The sequence below is a fragment of the Pseudoalteromonas sp. S3431 genome, assembly GCF_000690035.1.
Taxonomy (GTDB): Bacteria; Pseudomonadota; Gammaproteobacteria; order Enterobacterales; family Alteromonadaceae; genus Pseudoalteromonas; species Pseudoalteromonas fuliginea.
Map to the genome: position 1 here is coordinate 20,076 of NZ_JJNY01000035.1, position 19,203 is coordinate 39,278.

The window sequence follows — 19,203 nt, forward strand, 5'->3', positions numbered from 1 at the left end:
TATGACCTTAAGAATTGCGATTACCCCGGGCGAGCCAGCAGGCATCGGCCCAGATTTACTTCTTACGCTTGCTCAGCAAGCGTGGGATGCTCAGCTTGTCGTACTAGCTGATGGTAAACTACTTAAAGAACGTGCTAAACATCTTGGTTTGCCCATTAATTTAATTAAGTTTGATGAAAATGCCTCCGCAAAAGTAGCACCTGCAGGTAGTGTTTATATACATCAAGTTGATTTAGGTGTTGATGTAGAACTTGGGGTATTAAACGACGGTAATGGCCAATACGTTTTAGACACTTTGCGTATCGCAAGTGAAAAAAACATGGATGGTACATTCGATGCTGTTGTAACTGGTCCTGTCCATAAAGGTATTATTAACAAAGCTGGTATCTCTTTTAGCGGCCATACTGAATACTTTGCACAGCAATCAGATACTGCTGACGTTGTGATGATGCTGGCAACTGAGGGCTTGCGTGTCGCACTTGTGACAACTCATATCCCACTTGCTTATGTATCGCGTGCTATTACCGAAGAACGTCTTACTAAAGTAGCTGGTATTTTAAATCACGACTTACAAACTAAATTTGGTATCGAAAAGCCACGTATTTTGGTATGCGGTTTAAACCCGCATGCAGGAGAAGATGGTCACTTAGGACGTGAAGAGATTGAAACAATCACACCTACTCTCGATGTACTTAGAAGCCAAGGTATGAATTTAATAGGTCCATTACCTGCGGACACGTTATTCCAAGATAAATATCTATCTGAAGCTGATGCTGTGCTTGCTATGTATCACGATCAGGGATTACCTGTGCTAAAATACAAGGGATTTGGTAATTCCGTGAATATTACATTAGGTTTACCATTTATCCGCACTTCAGTTGATCATGGTACTGCGCTAGATTTAGCCGGTACAGGTACAGCTGACGTTGGCAGTTTTGAATTAGCGATCCGCGAAGCAATTAAGCTCGCCCAAGAAAAAGCACAAAATCAATGACCGATAAAGTACATTTAGGACACCGCGCCCGTAAACGTTTTGGGCAAAACTTTTTATTTGATGAAATGATCATCGATAAAATAGTCTCTGCAATCGATCCTAAACCAGAAGACAACTTAGTAGAAATTGGCCCTGGACTTGGCGCTATTACAGAGCCTGTCGCTGATCTTAGTGGCCACCTAACGGTTGTTGAACTAGATAAAGATTTAGCACAACGTTTAATTGAGCACCCATTTTTAGGCCCTAAATTAACCGTTAACCAAGGCGATGCAATGACGTTTGACTTTGCAAGCTTAGTAAGAGACGACAAAAAATTAAAAGTGTTTGGCAACTTACCTTATAATATTTCTACGCCTTTACTGTTTCATCTTTTTGAATTTGCAGACAATATTGAACACATGCATTTTATGCTACAAAAAGAAGTCGTAAAGCGTATGGTTGCAGGCCCTGGTAGTAAAACCTTTGGCCGTTTAAGTGTAATGACTCAATACTACTGTAATGCAATGCCAGTGATAGAAGTGCCACCTGAGTGCTTTAAGCCAGCACCTAAGGTTGATTCTGCAGTTATTCGTTTAATCCCTAAAAAGCCAGAACAACGCACGGCTAAAAGCGTTAAAATTCTAAACACTGTGTGCTTGGAAGCCTTCAATCAGCGCCGTAAAACACTGCGCAACAGCTTGGGCAACTTACTAACAGCAGAAGAGCTTACAAGCATTGGGATAGACATAACGTTGCGCGCTGAGCGCTTATCTTTACAACAATTTATTGATATAGCTAATTGGATTTATGACAACAAGCAGTAATATTGGATCGCCTGTTAAGGTATCTGTAGAAACATTTTACGTAGAAGGTCAGTCTCAACCAGAGATCGAAAAATACGTATTTGCCTATTCGGTAACTATTCGAAACCATAGTCTGTGTAGCGCTAAGTTACTTAGCCGCTATTGGTTGATTACAGATGCAAATGGCAAAGAAACTGAAGTAGAAGGTGAAGGTGTTGTTGGCGAAATGCCAACCATAGGCCCTGGTGAAAGCTACAAATATACCAGTGGAGCTATACTTGATACACCAGTAGGCACTATGCAAGGGCATTATACTTTACGCAATGAATTTGGTTCTGAGTTTCAGGCACCTATTAACGTGTTTCGTTTAGCTTGCCCTAATATTTTGCATTAAATGATAACTAAATTGTATGGCTGATTACGTAATAGGTGATTTACAAGGATGCTTTAGCGAATTTAGCACCTTGCTACAGCGGGTAGATTTTAACCCAAGTAAAGATCACCTCTACTTAGTAGGAGATATAGTCGCTCGCGGACCAGACTCTTTAGCCTGCTTAGATTACATTTACCAAAACCAAGACAGCATAACGATTACACTTGGCAATCATGATTTGCATATGATTGCCTGCTATTACTTAAATAAACCAACTAACCCAAAAGACAAACTTAGCCCAATATTCAATAGCCATAAACTCACCCATTACATTGAATATCTTCAAACTCAGCCTCTTGCCTTATACTTAAAAAAATATAATAGCTTTATATCTCATGCTGGTCTTAACCCTGATTGGTCAATTGAAAATGCGTTAAAATATGCACAGTTTGCGCAAAGCTGTTACCAATCAAATAATGCAAAAACCTTCTTTGAGCAAATGTATAAGCCACACCCTGTGAAATGGCATAATGATCTAGACGACTTTGAAAAATTTAGATACATAGTTAATTATTTTACTCGAATGCGCTTTTTAACAAGTAATAATCAACTAGAACTTAGTGCAAAAGGCGCAACAATCAATAATAATGAGTTAACACCTTGGTTTATGCATCCAAATATATTAAACATTAAACAGGATATTATTTTTGGGCACTGGGCTGCCCTTGAAGGTAATACAAACCATAAATGTGTACACGCTTTAGATACAGGGTGTGTGTGGGGTAACAGCATGACGCTAATGAAACTACCTAGCAAACAAAAAATTGTAGAAAAATCCCACCTTTTGTCTAAATAACCTGAAATAATCTAATACATCTGTTAGATTTATAGACTAATAATTAAAATTAATTAAAGTAATTGATTTTAATTACTTAACTTATCAGTACAAACGCCGATAAGTTCTAACTGAAGTACTTTTGAGTGGAAACCTATATGAATCTAACAGTAAGCCAACGTATTTGGGGTGGTTTTATATTTATCACGCTATTACTTTTAATAATTGGTGGCAATTCTTTAATAAAAATAGCAAATATTGACCGCTCAACTCAAAAAGTGAACCAACTATCACTTCCAGCTCTGAATAAAAGCTCTGAGTTACAAGCTGAATTCATTTTAATGAGTAAAGCCGCTCAAGCGAGTTTTTACACTTCATCTGCAAATGAACTGGCGCCAATAAAAAAACAAGTACTCGAACAAAAACAGCTGTTTAATAGCCTTCATAGCGAACTACAAGCAGTCGTAAAAGATGATCCAGCTTTAAACCAAAGCAGTATAAATGTAGAACAAACCTACCTAAGTTTTTTAAGTACTGTAGAGAGCTTACTTGTAGATAAGGGTAAACAATTAGCACTTAATAAAACATTAAAGTCTCAATTAGAAATTATTGAACTTAACGCTGAAGATGCAAATTCTGTCGTACTCGACATATTGGACATAGACGGTTTTGAGCAAAATCATGCACGCGCATTCCAAGCTGCTAATAATTTAGAGAATAACTTTATGTCGGTTGTAAGTAATAGCACCGACATGCTGACAGTTAAAACACTCAATACACTTGATATTGTTAAAAACGAACAAAGCTACTATTTTGATGAAGTAACACGCACTCTAGCGTTAATAAAACCTGCTATAGAGCAAACTCACAGTGATTTATTCAATAACTTAAAAGAGTATGTAGATACCCTCGAAAATAATATTAAAGGTAATAGTGGTTTAGCTGCAAATAAAAAACGCCTAATTGACTCAATCACACTGACCGAAAGAGAGCTTGCCGAATCAGAGCAAGCAACGAAAATGGCACTTAATCAAATTGATGAATTAGTTGCACAAGCAAGCAATGTTGCCTTTGAGTTACAAAAAGGTGTGCGCAGCGATGTAGATTCAGCTAATTTATGGACATGGGTAGGGATGGTTATCGCAACACTTCTAGCGATAGCAATTGCCATTATTACAGTTAGTCGTATAACCAAACCGCTTGCTGAAGTTAATCGTATTTTAGATATTGTTGCCAGTGGCGACATGACACAACGCTTAGATGACACTGCTAAAGATGAGTTTGGCGAACTATCTAAAAGTTGTAATACTTTAATTGATAGCTTGCGCAGCTTAATTAAAGGCATTATTTCTCGCTCGACTCAACTGGCCGCCGCTTCAGAAGAAACGTCTGCAATTACTGCAGAATCAAGTCAAGCAATTCGCAATCAACAAGCACAAGTTGAACAAGCAGCAACTGCAACCACTGAAATGAGCAGCACATCGCAAACAGTTAGCAACAGTGCTCAACAAGCGCTTAGTGAAATTAAAAATGCTGACAAAGAAGCCGAACGCGTTAAAGGTATTTCTAACAACAATAAAGCGACGATTGAGCAGCTTGCTCGTGAAGTAGACGACGCCTCTCAAGTTATCAATAAACTACATCAAGATAGCGCATCAATTGGTAGCATATTAGATGTAATACGCGGTATTGCAGACCAAACAAACTTATTAGCACTTAATGCTGCAATTGAAGCTGCACGTGCTGGTGAGTATGGCCGAGGCTTTGCGGTTGTAGCCGATGAAGTTCGCTCTTTAGCAAGTAAAACACAAGAGTCGACTCAAGAAATTCAATCAATGATTGAATCGCTACAAACAGGCGCAGAAGCTGCGGTAACAGCAATGAGCAAAGGTAAACAACGTGCTGTATCGTGTGTTGAGCAAACAGACTTAGCTAGTAGCGCGCTTGATTCTATTACATTTGCGGTATCTCAAGCTCACGATGTCAGTGAAGAAATATCAACTGCTGCATTAGAGCAACAACAAGTAGCACAAGAGATTAGTGAACGCTTAGAATCAATCGTAGCCATTGCAGAACAAACCGCTGAAGGCGCAAGCCAAACAAACATCTCAAGTTCAGAAGTAGCAAAACTTGCTGAAGAACTTCGTTTATCAGTCGATGAGTTTAAAGTTTAAATAACGCAATTAGCGCAAACTAAAAACCCCGTTGATACCAAGTATCAACGGGGTTTTTGTTTATTTAAATAAAGTACTTAACCTAAGCTCTGGTTAAGAAGTTTACTAACGTATTGAATCATGGTGATATTTAAATTTATTTTCTCTAGCCAGAGATTTTTAGTAAATTCAACGCAGTTAGCGCTTAAAATAGCTGCTCGAGATAGATTTATTATCCAGAGTTCAGGTTACTTATGCCAATGCGCTTCATTAAGAAGGCTGGTGTTATTACTTTTGGCAATGGCTGCAAAAAACGGTGCTGCGCTGCCCTAGCCGTATTTCTTGCAGTTCGCTTTCACATGTCATACATGGCTTGCCTTTACGCCCATATACTAATAATTCTTGTGCAAAATACCCTGGTTTACCATCGCTTTGTGCAAAGTCCTTAAGCGTAGTACCACCTTGCATAATAGCCGCAGCAAGCGTGTCTTTTATAATAGGAATAAGTGCTTGATAGCGCTTTTGTGAAACTTTTCCCGCTTCTCGCTTTGGATGTATACCCGCTTTAAATAACGATTCATTCGCATAGATGTTACCAACACCTACTACCACTGCGTTATCCATAATAAACTGCTTTACGGGTACTTTTTTATTGCGCGATTGTTCGTACACGCGTTTAGCAAAAAAATCATCGGTAAGCGGCTCAGGACCAAGCTTAGAGAGTAGCTTATGCACTTCACCGGGCTCTTGCCATAAGCAACAACCAAAACGGCGAGGATCGTTTAAGCGCAGTGCTTTACCGTTGCCAAAAATAAACTCTACATGGTCATGCTTTTTAAGCGGCTCACTTTTATCTACAACACGTAAATTACCTGACATACCCAAATGTAAAATAGTACTGCCAAGCTCACAGTGTAAAAGTAAGTATTTAGCTCGTCGTTCAATACTTGTAACAATTAGCCCTTCAAGTTGATACACGTCATCTGGCACTGGCCAGCGCATACTGGCATTGTAAATATTTACCTTTGTGACAACTTGGTTTTGTACGTGGGGAGTGATGCCCATTCGGCTCACTTCTACCTCTGGTAATTCAGGCATTAATTAGACTCACTTTGTGAAAAATCAAAACTAGGAAATAACTGCTGTGCAGTTTTTAAATCGAGTGCGAGTATTCGTTGGCTACTCTTTTCGAGTAAGTAATATTGCCCATCGCCTTTATAAAGCAAATAAATCCAAGGTAAACTCTCACCAGCTAATTCAAAAGTAGCAACATATAAAGGCGCATTAGGATTAAAAACAACAGATTCGTTAACACCCATTAACTGCGCGCTTTGCCATTGGTTAATTAAATCACTAAGTTGTTGCTCAGAAGCTTGCCAGACAAATGGCGCATCTATTTGTAACATTGTTGTACGCCAACTAGTTCCAATACGCTCAATTTTTTGATCAACAAATGTCAGCGTCAATACAAAGCTTTGAATTGGTAATACAGGCTGTACCGAAGGCTCATCAGCTGAATTAAAAAGTTGCTTATGCCAGCCATTTAAAAAGAAGATCATAATCAACATTGAAAAAATAATAACGTTGTTCCAACCTTTGCGACCAAGTTGCATGTGCACACTTCCTATTTAATTCAAGATTTTAAAGTGTAACTAAAACTTAATTGCACTGTCTATATGTTAAACCGTGCAGACTTTGTTAGAATATCGGCAAATTTAAAGGAGTTCCGTCAATGTCTATGTATGTAGTGGGCCATAAAATCCCAGATTCAGATTCTATTTGTGGTGCAATTGCACTGGCTTATTTAAAAAACCAAATCGATGAGCCAGCAATTCCAACACGTCTTGGTGAAATTTCACCAGAAACTCAATTTATCCTTGATAAATTTGGCTTCGAAGCACCAGAGCTAAAATTAAGCTACGCTGGCGAAGACGTTTACATTGTGGATCACACAGAAAAAACACAAGCACCCGATGATATCGACCAAGCTCGCGTTGTTGGTGTGGTAGATCACCATAAACTAGGTGACTTAACATCATCGACTCCGCTTGAATGTTGGATTCGTCCTGTTGGCTGTTCGAACACCATTATTAAAATGATGTACGATTTTTACAGTGTAGAAATCCCTAAAGACATCGCTGGTATTATGCTGTGCGCAATTTTAAGCGACACTGTCATATTTAAATCACCAACATGTACCACTGCCGATATTAAATGTGTTGAAGCGCTAGCTGAAATTGCAGGCGTAGAAGACTTTAAAGAACTTGGTATGGATATGTTCCGCGTTAAATCTGCGGTAGAAAACACACCAGCGCGCGATTTAGTAATGCGTGACTTTAAAGATTTCAACATGAACGGTAACCTAGTAGGCATTGGCCAACTAGAAGTAATCGACCTTGCTGTTTTTGACGATATTAAAGCAGACCTTGCAGCCGATATTGCTAAGCTCAAAGTAGAGGGTAACCGCCATTCTGTGTTTTTACTGCTTACCGACATAATGAAAGAAGGCTCAGAAATGCTAATTGTATCTGACGATGCAAACTTAGTTGAGCAGGCTTACGGTGTAAAACCAGAGAATGATAAAGTATGGTTAGATGGTGTATTGAGCCGTAAAAAGCAAGTAGTTCCACCACTGCAAGATGCGTTTTCAAAAGCCTAATAGCTTTAACAAATAGCACTAAAAAAGCCGATATTGCATAAAACAATATCGGCTTTTTTGTTTTTAAAATGTGTATTTCTTATACCAATTCGCTTAATTAAATAAGCTATTTTGAGGCTGGAAAAACGTGTTGATAGCTAGGCAAAAAATTCGATATTTAGTTGTTCTCGGCAATTGCTCCTGCATTGCTCTACCTTCTGCATCCATGCAGTCGTAAATGAGAATTTTTTAACGCAGGTAGCGACACGTGTAGCCCCGCAAAATGATTAAGTATTATTGCGGATTGGTATTAAGCTACAAACACAATTCTCTAAATGGCAATGTGGCTGCGCCAATTGATACCGGAAAATTATCAATATTAGATACCACCAGCTTTGGCATAGGGCGTTTAGCGCCACGTCTAAATTGTGCATAGACCTCCGTGCGTGCAATAACTTTTTCAGCCAACTCTTTTGGAATATGGCCACCAATAATAATCGCTTCAGCATCTAATAATGCCGAGCAACAGGTTGCTACCAAATCAAATGAGTCTTGAACTTTAAACAGCCACTCTTCAACGCCAGGCCAATCGGGGTCAAAGTTGTCATGCAGGTCGTAAATAGAAGTAACCGCTACACCATTTTTTTTCAAAATACGTTTTAGTAATTCAAGATTGGGGTGGGCATATAATTTAGGTGGTAGCATGTCGCCAAGCTCACCTGCGTTTCCGTATGTACCGCGCAGTACGTCACCATTATTTACAATACCGCCACCAAATGCGGCCGACACAAACATATAAACAAAGTTTTTATACTCGCGTCCAATACCAGCAACACCCTCACCTGCGGCTGCACCTGTAGCATCGTTAACAATCCAAGTAGGGAGTTGAAAATGCTGCGACACAATATCGATAATATCCACCTGCGACCACTCTTCTAGCATATGGTGGGTATTCATTTTCCCATCCATTGAGCTAAAAAAGCCAGAGATACCCACGCCCATTCCCAGTACTTTTTCACTTGGAATGTCGCGCTCAGCACTTATATCTTCCACCAGCTTTTGTGCACATTTAAGCACATTATTAATGCTCATATCCGACATTAGCTGCATATGGGTGTAAACCACCTTTCCCGTAAAATCCATTACGGCAAGCGAAATAGCATCAAGCAAAATAGCTAAGCCAAAGGTAAATCCGTAATCGGGGTTAAGGGCAATGCCAAACCCAGGTTTGCCTTTTTTATTAGGGATTAGCGTATCAGTTTGTACAATTACACCGTGTTGGGTTAACGACTTAAGTAAACGCGACACAGTTTGCTGTGGAATACGAGTTGCGCTCACAATATGACTTTGAGTTACGCACTTTTCCCAAAACACCACTTTTATAATATCGCGCTCAATATCTTGAAATAGTTTTTCGCCTTTTCCAAGCTCAAAACCAGAGCGTAATAAGTTACTGTTGTTTAACGAAAACATAGCTATTAACCCTAACAAAATTGGAGCACAAGATTACGTGAAACCATTATAAAGAACAAGTGGGCAAACTGCGCCTACTCAATCACTATCACTCTAAAATCATTCACATTTGTGTTAGTTGGCCCAGTAATAATTAAATCATCAATGGCTTTAAAAAACTGATGGCTATTATGTCCTTCTAACTGTGCGTGTAAGTTTTCGCCTGCATCTTGTGCGCGAGCAATCGTACTGTTATTTATATACGCACCCGCTACATCTTTACTACCATCAACACCATCGGTATCACAAGCAAGTGCGTAAATACCCGCTTCGCCATTAAGTACCTCAGCCAACGCCATTAAGTATTCTTGATTGGGCCCGCCATCGCCATAAACATCAGCTACGGTTACGGTAAGCTCGCCACCAGAGAACAACATAACGCGCTTGCCTTGGGCTTTTTGCTCAAGAGCGATAGCCGCATGTTCCTTTGCAACTTCTTTAGCCTCGCCTTGAATATCATACCCTAGTACCTGGGTTTCCCAGCCTTGGTGCTGTGCAACACTTATAGCGCTATCAATAGCATGCTGCGCATTTGCAACAATAAAGTACTCACCCACGGTATCAGCAACTCGTTCTTGCTCTGGTTTTAATAAATGCGCTTCAACCTCTGCCATTACTGGCCAATTGTACTTTTGTAAAATAGCCAGTGCATCGGCTTTAGGACTGCCATCGCTAATAGTAGGGCCTGATGCTATATCACTTGGTTTGTCCCCTACTACATCTGAAATAATGAGCGTAACGTAATCTGACTTAGCGGCCTGCGCTAACTTACCGCCTTTAACAAGTGACAACTGCTTACGCACTACATTTATTTCATCAACGCTTGCACCACTTCTAAGTAAAAACTGATTAAGCTTTTGCTTTTGTGAAAAAGGCACATCATCAACAGGTAGGCACATCAACGACGAACCGCCCCCCGAAATAATAAACAAAATAGGAATATCAGCCGGGTTATTTTTTACAAGTTCCAATAACTCTTTGCCAGCAGCTAAGCTGTTATCGTCTGGTGTTGGGTGGTTTGCACTAAGCACTTTAATTCGCCCAGTATCACCGCTACTTTCGTAGCCATAACGCGTTACCACTGCGCCAAAACATTTATCACCATAAAAGCGATTAACTTCGGCGGCCATTTCAGCGGCGGCTTTACCCGCCCCTACTACACACAAACCTTTGCTTGCATCTATATTTTCTAAATACTTACTCATGCAAGCACTCGGTTTGCAGGCATTTACCGCAGTGGTAAATAAATCAATTAAAAACGACTTTTTAGAATCCATTAGTCACAGCTCACGAAAAAATTGAAGGAATAGCTAAACAAATTAATATCATCACAATAAACATGCTAAGTAGCATAACGATATCTTTGCCAGTTAAAATTGAGTTTGATACTGTCTCGGCATTTTGTACTTTTGTGACTTCGTTTACCTCTCTTGAAATTAAACGACTCGTAACATAAATAATCACCGCAGCGCTTACAAAACCGATAAAATTCCACCAAAACCAGAAAATATCAGGCGCAAATACCGACACCAATAAGTTAATTAATACACCACTAATTAAGCCAATATTGGCATGCAATGCAGCACTGCGTTTACTTAATACAGCAACTAAAAATACCGCCAGTATTGGGCCATAAAATAGCGAGCCGACTTTGTTAATAGCTTCAATAATGGTCGGCGCTATGTCACCGGCAAAAAGTGATAGTACTAAGGTAATTGCGCCCCATGCTAAACCTAAGTATTTAGCTAACTTTAAGTAAGATGGTTGGTCTAGCTCTTTATTAGAAATACGGCTGTAATCTTCAATACTTACCGCCGAAAGTGAATTAATTGCAGAACTAAGTGACGACATCGCTGCCGACAAAATAGCGACAACTAACAAACCAATTAAGCCGTGCGGGAGGTAATCTAAAATAAATATAGGCATCATCCAATCAGGGTTATCTGCTGGAATTTTTGCTAAAAATTCAGGGTTACTCATTGCCAATGTGCCAACAATTAAACCCGACACACAATATAAAATAGTAATAGGAAAACGCACTACACCATTTGCTAAAATCATGTAGCGTAGGTTTTTAGGATCTTTTGCACTGAGCGCACGCTGTGCTTGCGTTTGGTCACATCCGTAGTAAGAGGCGTAAAGTACCACACCACCAAAAATCATCGGTAAAAAGCCAAAGCCATCACCACTAAAACCAAATGAATCAAACTTAATCGCTTCTAATCGGCTCGAATCAACATTGGCAATGAAGGTATCAACCCCACCTAAGTGATACAGTCCAAACCCTATACAAGCAATAGTACCCAATACAATGATGATCATTTGAATCGCATCACCGTACACTACAGCTTTCATCCCACCTTGCAGTGAATACAAAACGGTTATAACTCCCGTTAGTACAATTGCTTGCCATGCTTCTATTCCCATGGTGCCTTGTAAAATAAGCGATACCGCGTAAATCATAATGCCAGTGGCAAACGCACGGCTAAATTGAAACACCACACTAATAAGCACACGGGTTGAGCGGCCAAAGCGCATTTCTAAATAATCGTAAATACTGACAATGCCGCTTTTATAAAGCTTGGGTAAAATAGTCGCTAAAATTAAAATCATCGCCAGCGGAACACCCAACTCATACGAGAGCCATTGCATACCACCACCTTCACGCAAACCAACAAATGCAGGAGCCGAAATAAAGCTAATAGCCGAAAGCTGAGTGGCCATTACCGACAAAGCTAAAGGCTTCCAACCTAAGCTTTTACCCCCTAAAAAGTAATCATTTTTATTGGTTTGTTCGCGTAGCATAAATCCCATTACCAATAAGGCACCAAGATAAAGAGCAACTATTGAAAAATCTAATATATTCATAATTAATTCGCGTATTCACAATATGAAAACACAGCGCCTTTTCAAAAATTAAATACCAAATGGCTACCTGCCCTTACCTTTTCAAATAAACGAACCTAATCAAAAAGATAAACCTGTAGCTAACTTAGCTGAAAAATACATCACAATGCAAAAAACCTATTAACCCCAAAGTAGGTTAATAGGCATAAAGCATTTATTTAAAAGTCGTATTTAACTCTTAAAGTAACGCGTCGTGGGAGAATTGGGCGACCTACAAAATATGGGTTATCTGCCGTTTGGCTGTTACCTAGACGAGGCGAACCTTCAGTAACACCGTCAGAATCAAACAGGTTAAATACCCCAACGCTTAAGCGTACTGTTTGCTCTGGTGCAACTTGCCAGTTATAGCCTGCATCAAATCTAAATAAGTGGAATGAATCAAGTTCCACAGAGTTTGCATCGTTAGCAAAGTTTTTACCGGTAAAGTTATGGTAAATCGATGCATCCCAGTTATCTGCGGTGTAGCTAATAGATGAGTTAAATAATATTTTTGGTTTACGACGTAATTCGTTACCAATAATAGAAAGGTCTGAGTCAAACTCAGTAAATTCATGATCAGTGTAGGTCATGTTGGCATCAACAGCCCACTCATCGGTAATATCGTAACGACCGGTAAGCTCAACACCCGTTGCTTTAGTTGATTGCATAACTGGCAGCTCTAATACGCCCCCATTACCATCGTTTACAAAGTCTACGCTGCGTCTGTCTTTTAAGTCAGTTCTAAATAACGCAATGCTACCGCTAAAGTCGTTATCAAAAAACTTAACACCTAGCTCGCCTTGCTCAACAATTTCGGCTTCGTAGCTGGCAGGCTCGCCTAAATCGTTAAACTGAATACCTCTAATTTCGGGGAAGAAAAACCCGCGAGATGCATTGGCATATACATTTAAATTATCAGTTAAGCGATATAACGCCGCCCCTGATACAGCAAATTCAGACGTGTCGACTTCGCCGTAAGTCATTACACCACTGCCCGTAGTGTTAACTTGTAAGTTAGGTGCAAGCGTTGGATCATCAGAAATCTGAACTACTTGGCTGCCTTCGCGACTAATTTTGCCTTCAATTTCTTCGTAGCGAACACCAAAGTCAAAAATCCAATCGTCACTTTCCATTTGATCTGCTACATATAATGCCCGGCGCGTAGCGCTAATGGTTTGGTTAGTATAAGAAATACCTGGGCCACTAATACCATTTTGAGTGTACTGAACCTCATCGCCATTGACATCGGTATACGTTAAGTCGATTAAGCGAGGGTTGTTATTAAACTCACCTAAGTAAGTTGTAATAACGTTATCGTCGTCGGCTTCACTGTGCGAGAAAAATGTACCGACTGTAATATCGTGGCTAAAATCACCTACAAAAATGCTTTTGATGATATTAAATTCTGCAGAAAAATCTTCAGCTGGGCGGTCACGGTCTAAAATGCGGTTAGCAAATAGTAAGTCATCACTTGCAAGTGCGACACCTGAATTAACATAAGAAAACTCAGCACCGCTTGCATCACCTAGCCCTCGGTTAGCTAAAAAGTCGTCTTGGCTTTCAGGTACATTAATAATACCGTCGCCGTCTAAAAATAGATTAAATTCGTGTTGATATTTAGCGTATTTACTGCGCATATTAATGGCAAAATCGTTAGCGAGTTCTTTTTCAAACACCACTGAAATAGAGCCACCTTTAGTAACTACACCATCGCTGATTGGCGATTCATAACGACCATTTGCTGTATCGTAGGTTAAGTTAGATACTTGCGCCGTTTGCAGTGATTCGACTTCACGACCATCATTACCACTTAAGCGCTCGCGGCTGTCGCCATCAAGTGGAATAGGTAAGTAAAACTGAGCTTGGTCGTCAATGTACTGTCCGTAAACAGTAAATGAGCCAGAGCCATCATCAAATTCTTTACGAATATTACCACGCAACTGTGTACCTTTAGTCTCAAGGCCTGTATCTAATGGGCCCTCGTCGTAACGGTAAAAGCCAGAAAGCGCATAATATAAGCCGTCTTCGTTAAGTGGACCGCTCGCTGCAAAATCTAAGCGAGTACGCCCTTGGTCAGAAAGCTCCATTTGTACGGTACTTTGCGGATCATCACTGCCCGTTTTAGAAATATAGTTAATAATGCCGGCCACAGAACCTTGACCAAATAAATTAGATACACCACCACGCACAAACTCTACGCGCTCAATACCCAAATCATTACGGTAATACACATCAAACGCCGATGAGTTTAAACCAAAAACACTCAGTGTAGGTGAACCATCATAAGACAGCGGCGTAAACTGAAACTGACCCGATGAAGGTAAGCCTCTTACTTGTAGATTAGTAGCGACTTCACCGCCACCGCCTTCTACTTTAATACCCGGAATATAGCGAAGCACATCCGCTTGGCTACTTGAAGACAGCTTTACCAGCTCGTCTTCGCTAATAGATGTTACTGATTGTGGAGTGTCTGAAATAACACGCCCTTTACTGGTACCAGAGACGATAATACGCTCAACGTTGTTAGCTTTTTTTGCTGTATCTGGTGCAGCTTCTTCTGCCGCATAAGCGCCCTGTGCAAGGCATAAAGATACAATAGAGGCGATCGTTGTTTTATTCACGGGTATTCTCCAATTGTGCTGGTTGTCTGTGTGTATTTACTTAGAGTGAGGCTAAGCAAAGCCGAAATAATCAAGTAAACATGTTAGTTTTTTGTTACTTCGAACAGGATTTAAGCACAGAAAAAAAACATTTACAACCCATAATGAGTGCTTTAATATTATCCAAATCGGAAATAACACACAAAGAGCACCCAATATGACTACTGCAAACAGCGGTAAAATTGACTCAGCAACGGCTTCATCGCTTGCAGACCTTGCTACTAAAACACTTATAGCGAACGACTTAGGTGGCTATACAGTACCAACACATGGCCTATACCCGTTTCAGTGGAACTGGGATTCAGCCATTACAGCGCTAGGTTGGATGAAATCAGACGAAAGCCGCGCATGGCAAGAAATTGATGTGTTATTTTCAGGCCAATGGGATAATGGCATGGTGCCGCACATCTTGTTTCATAAAGATTCAGATACTTATTTTCCTGGCCCTGACGTATGGGGTTCGGATAAAAAAATTAAAAGTACGTCTATTTCACAGCCGCCAGTAGTCGCCACCATAATGAAAGAAATGCTTGCCAGCGCTAAAGATAAAGCACTTGCAGAACAAAAAGTTAAAGCGTTATTTTCACAAGTAGTTGATTATCATTTATGGTGGTACAACGACCGAGATCCTGAAAAAACAGGTTTAGTAGTGACCTACCACCCGTGGGAATCGGGCATGGATAACAGCCCATCATGGGATGACGCTCTTCATGCTGTGCCATGTGTAGATTGGGAATATACGCGCCGTGATACAAGTCATGTGGATTCTTCTCAGCGTCCACATAAAAGTGAATACGACCGCTTTTTATACCTTGTAGACTTTTTCAAACGTAACAACTTTGACAGCAAAGTAATTTACGAAACCTGTCCGTACAAAATGAATGACCTAGGTATTATTGCTATTTTACACCGAGCAACCAAAGATTTACTCAAAATGGGTGAACAACTTGGCTTAAACGATGATCGCACTGATTACTTAGCACAGCGTTTACAAATAACAGAGCAAGCCATAAACACTTTATGGTGTGAACAAAGCCAGTACTTTTATTGCAGAGATGTATTAACTAACAGCTTGGCTAAAGTTAAAACATCAGCCGCGCTATTAACTGTATATGCAGGTTTAACAAGCGATGAGCAAACTAAAATAATTAATACAGCCACCGAAGATTTTATTGAGTCGAGCCAATTTAGTGTGGCATCCACTCACCCTAAAGAAGAAAAATACGAGCCACAACGCTACTGGCGTGGCCCGATTTGGTTACACATCAACTGGATGATAGCCATAGGCCTTAAAGAAGCAGGCTTTGTAACAACGGCTAACAAAATTCAAGATGACACTCGCAACCTAGTTGTTAAGTCAGGCTACTACGAATATTTTAACCCAGAAACAGGTGCTGGCTGTGGTGGTAAAGATTTTTCATGGACAGCGGCAATAGCATTACATTGGCTACTTGACTAATAACTAAGGCAAGATCATGAAACACACAATATGCTTTGGTGAAGTACTGGTTGATTTACTTTCAAATAAATTAAGCCAAAACAGCAACGAACACGAAGCGTTTACAAAGTTTGCAGGCGGTGCGCCTGCAAACGTAAGCGTTGCCATTGCAAAGCTAGGCGGTAATGCCTATTTTGCAGGAATGCTAAGCACTGATAGCTTTGGCGACTTTTTACATAATGCATTAAAAGAGCAAGGTGTAAAAACCGACTTTATGCGTTTTACCAACCAAGCAAAAACAGCTCTCGCGTTTGTATCACTCGATAACGATGGCGATCGTACGTTTGAGTTTTACCGTGATAACACCGCCGATTTGCACTTTAGTAACGATGACTTTAGTCGCGAATGGTTTGAGCAATGCGATATTTTTCATATTTGCTCAAACACATTAACCAACAAAAACATCAGAAACACCACCGCTTACGGTGTTAAATTTGCAAAACAAAATAACTCAATTGTAAGCTTTGATATTAACTTGCGCCTCAATTTATGGCCAAGCGATGCCAACCCTCGCGAGCATATTTTACCGTTATTAAAAGACTGCTCAATTATTAAAGCCTCAAAAGAAGAGCTTGAATACTTAGCGGGTGAGCAATCGAGCGATGAGTTTATTGCCCAAACACTTAATAACGGTTGTGAGCTATTTGTAGTTACCGATGCAGGCAACCCTATGCATTGGTATATAAAAAATGCCAAGCAAACGCTTCACCCTAAAAAGGTTACTATGGTTGATGCTACCGCTGCAGGAGATGCGTTTGTAGGTGGACTGCTGTATCAACTAGGCTTACACAACCTGACACCCAGCTCTTTTAGCGAGCTTTGCAACACGCCTGAAATACTAACAACTATTTTTGAATTTGCTTCGTTATGTGGTGCCCATACCGCATCTTACAAAGGGGCATTTAACTCCCTACCTAACCAAAAGTCTCTACACGATTTTAGGAGCGAACTATGAAAAGCACACCTGACAACTTTAAAAGCCGTGAATTTTTAACGCAGCACATTAGCGACACGTTAGCGTTTTATGAGCCAAATATTGACGATGAACACGGTGGTTTTTACCAAAACTTTTCTGATAACGGTGAGGTATTTGATAAACACACGCGCCACTTAGTAAGCTCTACTCGTTTTGTATTTAACTATGCACGCGCGTATCAAACCTTTAATGACGAAAAGTACCTTAATCGTGTTAAATCGGGGATTGAGTTTATTCGTAAGCATCACCTTGTTGAGCAAACAGGTGGCTACAACTGGTTATTAAAAGTTGAAAACGGTCAAGCAATCGTGCTTGATAACACCAATCATTGTTATGGTTTTGCATTTGTTATTTTAGCGTACAGCTGGGCATACCGCGTAGGCGTTACGCAAGCACGTAAATATCTCAACGATACATTTCAAACAATGGAAACACATTTTTGGGATGCAAAAGCCGGTTTATATAAGGATCAGCATAACAGCGACTTCACAAAATGTGATTCATACCGCGGCCAAAATGCCAACATGCATACTTGTGAAGCACTTATTGCCGCTTATGAAGCCACAAAAGACGAAATATTTTTAAACCGTGCGCTCACACTTGCCGACAACATGGTTAACCGCCAAGCTAGTTTAATGGGCGGATTAATCTGGGAGCATTACGACATAAATTGGCAGGTCGATTTAAAGTACAACAAAGACGATCCTAAAAATTTATATCGTCCGTGGGGCTTTCAACCAGGCCATCAAACAGAGTGGTCAAAACTACTTATGTTTTTAAATAAGCATAAGCCACAAAAATGGCTTATTGAACGCGCTCAAGCCTTATTTGATAACTCAATAAATGTAGCATGGGATAAAAAACACGGCGGTATTTGCTACGGCTTTGCCCCTGATAAAACTATTTGCGATGACGATAAATACTTTTGGGTGCAAGCCGAAACTCTGTGTTGTGCAGCGTATCTTTATCAAGCAACAGGGGATGAAAAATATCAGCAATGGTATGAAAAAATTTGGCAGTATTCGTGGCAGCATTTAGTCGATCATAAATACGGTGCTTGGTTTAGAATTTTAACCGCTGACAACCAAAAAATAGACACGATGAAAAGCCCAATAGGTAAAACTGATTACCATACAATGGGTGCCTGCTTTGATGTGCTCGAACTATTAAAGTAACTATGTAGTTATAACTTTTACAGTGTTGTGTAGACCTTTTAACCGCCAGTTTGGCGGTTTTTTCTTAAGTGTTAGCGCTTTTTTAAAAATACAATTCCAAAAATCTCTAACTACTTATTTATTTACGATATAGATAACTTTAAAAACATTAACGATATCTATGGTCGTTTAGTAGGTGATAGCGTTTTACGTGAATTTACCAATATACTAAAAAATTAAATGCCGAAGAGTTCTTTAATTGCACAATGGGGAGCTGGAGAGTTTACTGTTATTTTCTCAGGCACCTCAATAACCGATGCGATGACACAAGCTAATGAGCTAAATAGTATGTGGGCGCAAATATCCCTCGTATCATCAGTACAAATCAACCCCAATAAAAACGAGTCATGCTGTGCTAAACATACTAGAGCAGGCTGATAGAGGACAATTCGAAGCCAAAAATAATGGCTGTCATTTAGTCTGTTGCAGCGATAATAAAGTTTGTAACCTCGGGGTGATCGCTTCACCCTTTAACTTTATTGTCTCTATACATAACGCCTTGTGCAGCGATAATAAAGTTTGCCCGTAAGAGGGGAATAACAATAATGTTTGCCAGTAGAGCATCTAAATAAAGTCCAACTTGAGCTCCTCATTAACCCTAGCTACTTTCCAACCGTTAGCCTTTAATTTTTCAAAGTCCTCGCTTGTCCAATCTATGTTGCGGTAATCCCCCCGAAAAATA

Annotated in this window: 17 protein-coding genes; 11 read left to right on the forward strand and 6 right to left on the reverse strand. The window is 40.0% G+C overall.

The window, feature by feature from the left end:
• The first annotated feature begins 1 nt into the window (after position 1).
• The 5 genes from pdxA (at position 2) to DO88_RS11040 (ending at position 5,158) form a co-directional block, all read left to right on the forward strand.
• Positions 2 to 994: a 4-hydroxythreonine-4-phosphate dehydrogenase PdxA gene (pdxA, locus tag DO88_RS11060; protein WP_033038969.1), complete on the forward strand. Its 993-nt coding sequence runs from the start codon at positions 2 to 4 to the stop codon at positions 992 to 994.
• Complete coding sequence (rsmA, locus tag DO88_RS11055) at positions 991 to 1,797, forward strand: 16S rRNA (adenine(1518)-N(6)/adenine(1519)-N(6))-dimethyltransferase RsmA (RefSeq protein ID WP_007376553.1); 807 nt, start codon at positions 991 to 993, stop codon at positions 1,795 to 1,797. Before pdxA ends, rsmA begins: the two co-directional genes overlap by 4 nt.
• Positions 1,781 to 2,170, forward strand: coding sequence for a Co2+/Mg2+ efflux protein ApaG (gene apaG / locus DO88_RS11050; RefSeq protein WP_007376554.1), 390 nt, complete (start codon positions 1,781 to 1,783; stop codon positions 2,168 to 2,170). Before rsmA ends, apaG begins: the two co-directional genes overlap by 17 nt.
• Before the next feature lie 16 nt (positions 2,171 to 2,186).
• Positions 2,187 to 3,005, forward strand: coding sequence for a symmetrical bis(5'-nucleosyl)-tetraphosphatase (locus DO88_RS11045; RefSeq protein ID WP_033038971.1), 819 nt, complete (start codon positions 2,187 to 2,189; stop codon positions 3,003 to 3,005).
• Positions 3,006 to 3,142: 137 nt separating this feature from the next.
• Positions 3,143 to 5,158 (forward strand): methyl-accepting chemotaxis protein, encoded by a 2,016-nt coding sequence (locus DO88_RS11040; RefSeq protein WP_033038973.1) that lies wholly within the window; start codon positions 3,143 to 3,145, stop codon positions 5,156 to 5,158.
• Between the two features lie 267 nt (positions 5,159 to 5,425).
• Here DO88_RS11040 and mutM read toward each other — a convergent pair whose 3' ends face one another.
• Positions 5,426 to 6,235, reverse strand: a complete 810-nt coding sequence (gene mutM / locus DO88_RS11035; protein ID WP_007376557.1) for a bifunctional DNA-formamidopyrimidine glycosylase/DNA-(apurinic or apyrimidinic site) lyase — start codon at positions 6,233 to 6,235, stop codon at positions 5,426 to 5,428.
• Positions 6,235 to 6,750: a hypothetical protein gene (locus DO88_RS11030; protein WP_033038976.1), complete on the reverse strand. Its 516-nt coding sequence runs from the start codon at positions 6,748 to 6,750 to the stop codon at positions 6,235 to 6,237. Before DO88_RS11030 ends, mutM begins: the two co-directional genes overlap by 1 nt.
• Positions 6,751 to 6,869: 119 nt before the next feature.
• On the opposite strand from DO88_RS11030, the gene DO88_RS11025 reads away from it, so the two are divergent.
• On the forward strand, positions 6,870 to 7,796 hold the full coding sequence (locus DO88_RS11025; protein WP_007376559.1) for a manganese-dependent inorganic pyrophosphatase: 927 nt from the start codon (positions 6,870 to 6,872) through the stop codon (positions 7,794 to 7,796).
• A 294-nt stretch (positions 7,797 to 8,090) separates the two neighbouring features.
• Here the strand turns inward: DO88_RS11025 and DO88_RS11020 are convergent, their stop codons facing one another.
• From DO88_RS11020 to DO88_RS11005, 4 genes are all read right to left on the reverse strand, one after another.
• Positions 8,091 to 9,248 carry an ROK family transcriptional regulator gene (locus DO88_RS11020; RefSeq protein WP_033038978.1) on the reverse strand — a complete coding sequence of 386 codons (1,158 nt, stop codon included), beginning with the start codon at positions 9,246 to 9,248 and terminating at the stop codon, positions 8,091 to 8,093.
• Between the two features lie 74 nt (positions 9,249 to 9,322).
• Positions 9,323 to 10,564 carry a glycerate kinase type-2 family protein gene (locus DO88_RS11015; RefSeq protein WP_033038981.1) on the reverse strand — a complete coding sequence of 414 codons (1,242 nt, stop codon included), beginning with the start codon at positions 10,562 to 10,564 and terminating at the stop codon, positions 9,323 to 9,325.
• 10 nt (positions 10,565 to 10,574) lie between these two features.
• Positions 10,575 to 12,155, reverse strand: a complete 1,581-nt coding sequence (locus DO88_RS11010) for a sodium:solute symporter (RefSeq protein WP_033038984.1) — start codon at positions 12,153 to 12,155, stop codon at positions 10,575 to 10,577.
• A gap of 197 nt (positions 12,156 to 12,352) precedes the next feature.
• Entirely contained in the window at positions 12,353 to 14,794 is a 2,442-nt protein-coding gene (locus tag DO88_RS11005) for a TonB-dependent receptor (RefSeq protein ID WP_033038985.1), read from the reverse strand.
• Between the two features lie 196 nt (positions 14,795 to 14,990).
• On the opposite strand from DO88_RS11005, the gene DO88_RS11000 reads away from it, so the two are divergent.
• The 5 genes from DO88_RS11000 (at position 14,991) to DO88_RS19100 (ending at position 18,899) form a co-directional block, all read left to right on the forward strand.
• Positions 14,991 to 16,292, forward strand: a complete 1,302-nt coding sequence (locus tag DO88_RS11000) for an MGH1-like glycoside hydrolase domain-containing protein (protein ID WP_033038988.1) — start codon at positions 14,991 to 14,993, stop codon at positions 16,290 to 16,292.
• 16 nt (positions 16,293 to 16,308) lie between these two features.
• Positions 16,309 to 17,286 (forward strand): carbohydrate kinase family protein, encoded by a 978-nt coding sequence (locus DO88_RS10995; protein ID WP_033038990.1) that lies wholly within the window; start codon positions 16,309 to 16,311, stop codon positions 17,284 to 17,286.
• Positions 17,283 to 18,482: an AGE family epimerase/isomerase gene (locus DO88_RS10990; protein WP_033038993.1), complete on the forward strand. Its 1,200-nt coding sequence runs from the start codon at positions 17,283 to 17,285 to the stop codon at positions 18,480 to 18,482. Before DO88_RS10995 ends, DO88_RS10990 begins: the two co-directional genes overlap by 4 nt.
• Before the next feature lie 120 nt (positions 18,483 to 18,602).
• Positions 18,603 to 18,701: a diguanylate cyclase gene (locus tag DO88_RS19240; RefSeq protein ID WP_442960141.1), complete on the forward strand. Its 99-nt coding sequence runs from the start codon at positions 18,603 to 18,605 to the stop codon at positions 18,699 to 18,701.
• Positions 18,702 to 18,899: a hypothetical protein gene (locus DO88_RS19100; RefSeq protein WP_232224797.1), complete on the forward strand. Its 198-nt coding sequence runs from the start codon at positions 18,702 to 18,704 to the stop codon at positions 18,897 to 18,899. It begins immediately after the preceding gene.
• The last annotated feature ends 304 nt before the right edge of the window (positions 18,900 to 19,203 follow it).

Coding starts and splice junctions, on each gene's coding strand:
- pdxA (WP_033038969.1), top strand. CDS start 2: ATGACCTTAAGAATTGCGATTACCCCGGGCGAGCCAGCAGGCATCGGC.
- DO88_RS11000 (WP_033038988.1), top strand. CDS start 14,991: ATGACTACTGCAAACAGCGGTAAAATTGACTCAGCAACGGCTTCATCG.
- rsmA (WP_007376553.1), top strand. CDS start 991: ATGACCGATAAAGTACATTTAGGACACCGCGCCCGTAAACGTTTTGGG.
- apaG (WP_007376554.1), top strand. CDS start 1,781: ATGACAACAAGCAGTAATATTGGATCGCCTGTTAAGGTATCTGTAGAA.
- DO88_RS10990 (WP_033038993.1), top strand. CDS start 17,283: ATGAAAAGCACACCTGACAACTTTAAAAGCCGTGAATTTTTAACGCAG.
- DO88_RS11015 (WP_033038981.1), bottom strand. CDS start 10,564: ATGGATTCTAAAAAGTCGTTTTTAATTGATTTATTTACCACTGCGGTA.
- DO88_RS11045 (WP_033038971.1), top strand. CDS start 2,187: ATGGCTGATTACGTAATAGGTGATTTACAAGGATGCTTTAGCGAATTT.
- DO88_RS11040 (WP_033038973.1), top strand. CDS start 3,143: ATGAATCTAACAGTAAGCCAACGTATTTGGGGTGGTTTTATATTTATC.
- mutM (WP_007376557.1), bottom strand. CDS start 6,235: ATGCCTGAATTACCAGAGGTAGAAGTGAGCCGAATGGGCATCACTCCC.
- DO88_RS11025 (WP_007376559.1), top strand. CDS start 6,870: ATGTCTATGTATGTAGTGGGCCATAAAATCCCAGATTCAGATTCTATT.
- DO88_RS11030 (WP_033038976.1), bottom strand. CDS start 6,750: ATGCAACTTGGTCGCAAAGGTTGGAACAACGTTATTATTTTTTCAATG.
- DO88_RS19100 (WP_232224797.1), top strand. CDS start 18,702: ATGCCGAAGAGTTCTTTAATTGCACAATGGGGAGCTGGAGAGTTTACT.
- DO88_RS11010 (WP_033038984.1), bottom strand. CDS start 12,155: ATGAATATATTAGATTTTTCAATAGTTGCTCTTTATCTTGGTGCCTTA.
- DO88_RS11020 (WP_033038978.1), bottom strand. CDS start 9,248: ATGTTTTCGTTAAACAACAGTAACTTATTACGCTCTGGTTTTGAGCTT.
- DO88_RS10995 (WP_033038990.1), top strand. CDS start 16,309: ATGAAACACACAATATGCTTTGGTGAAGTACTGGTTGATTTACTTTCA.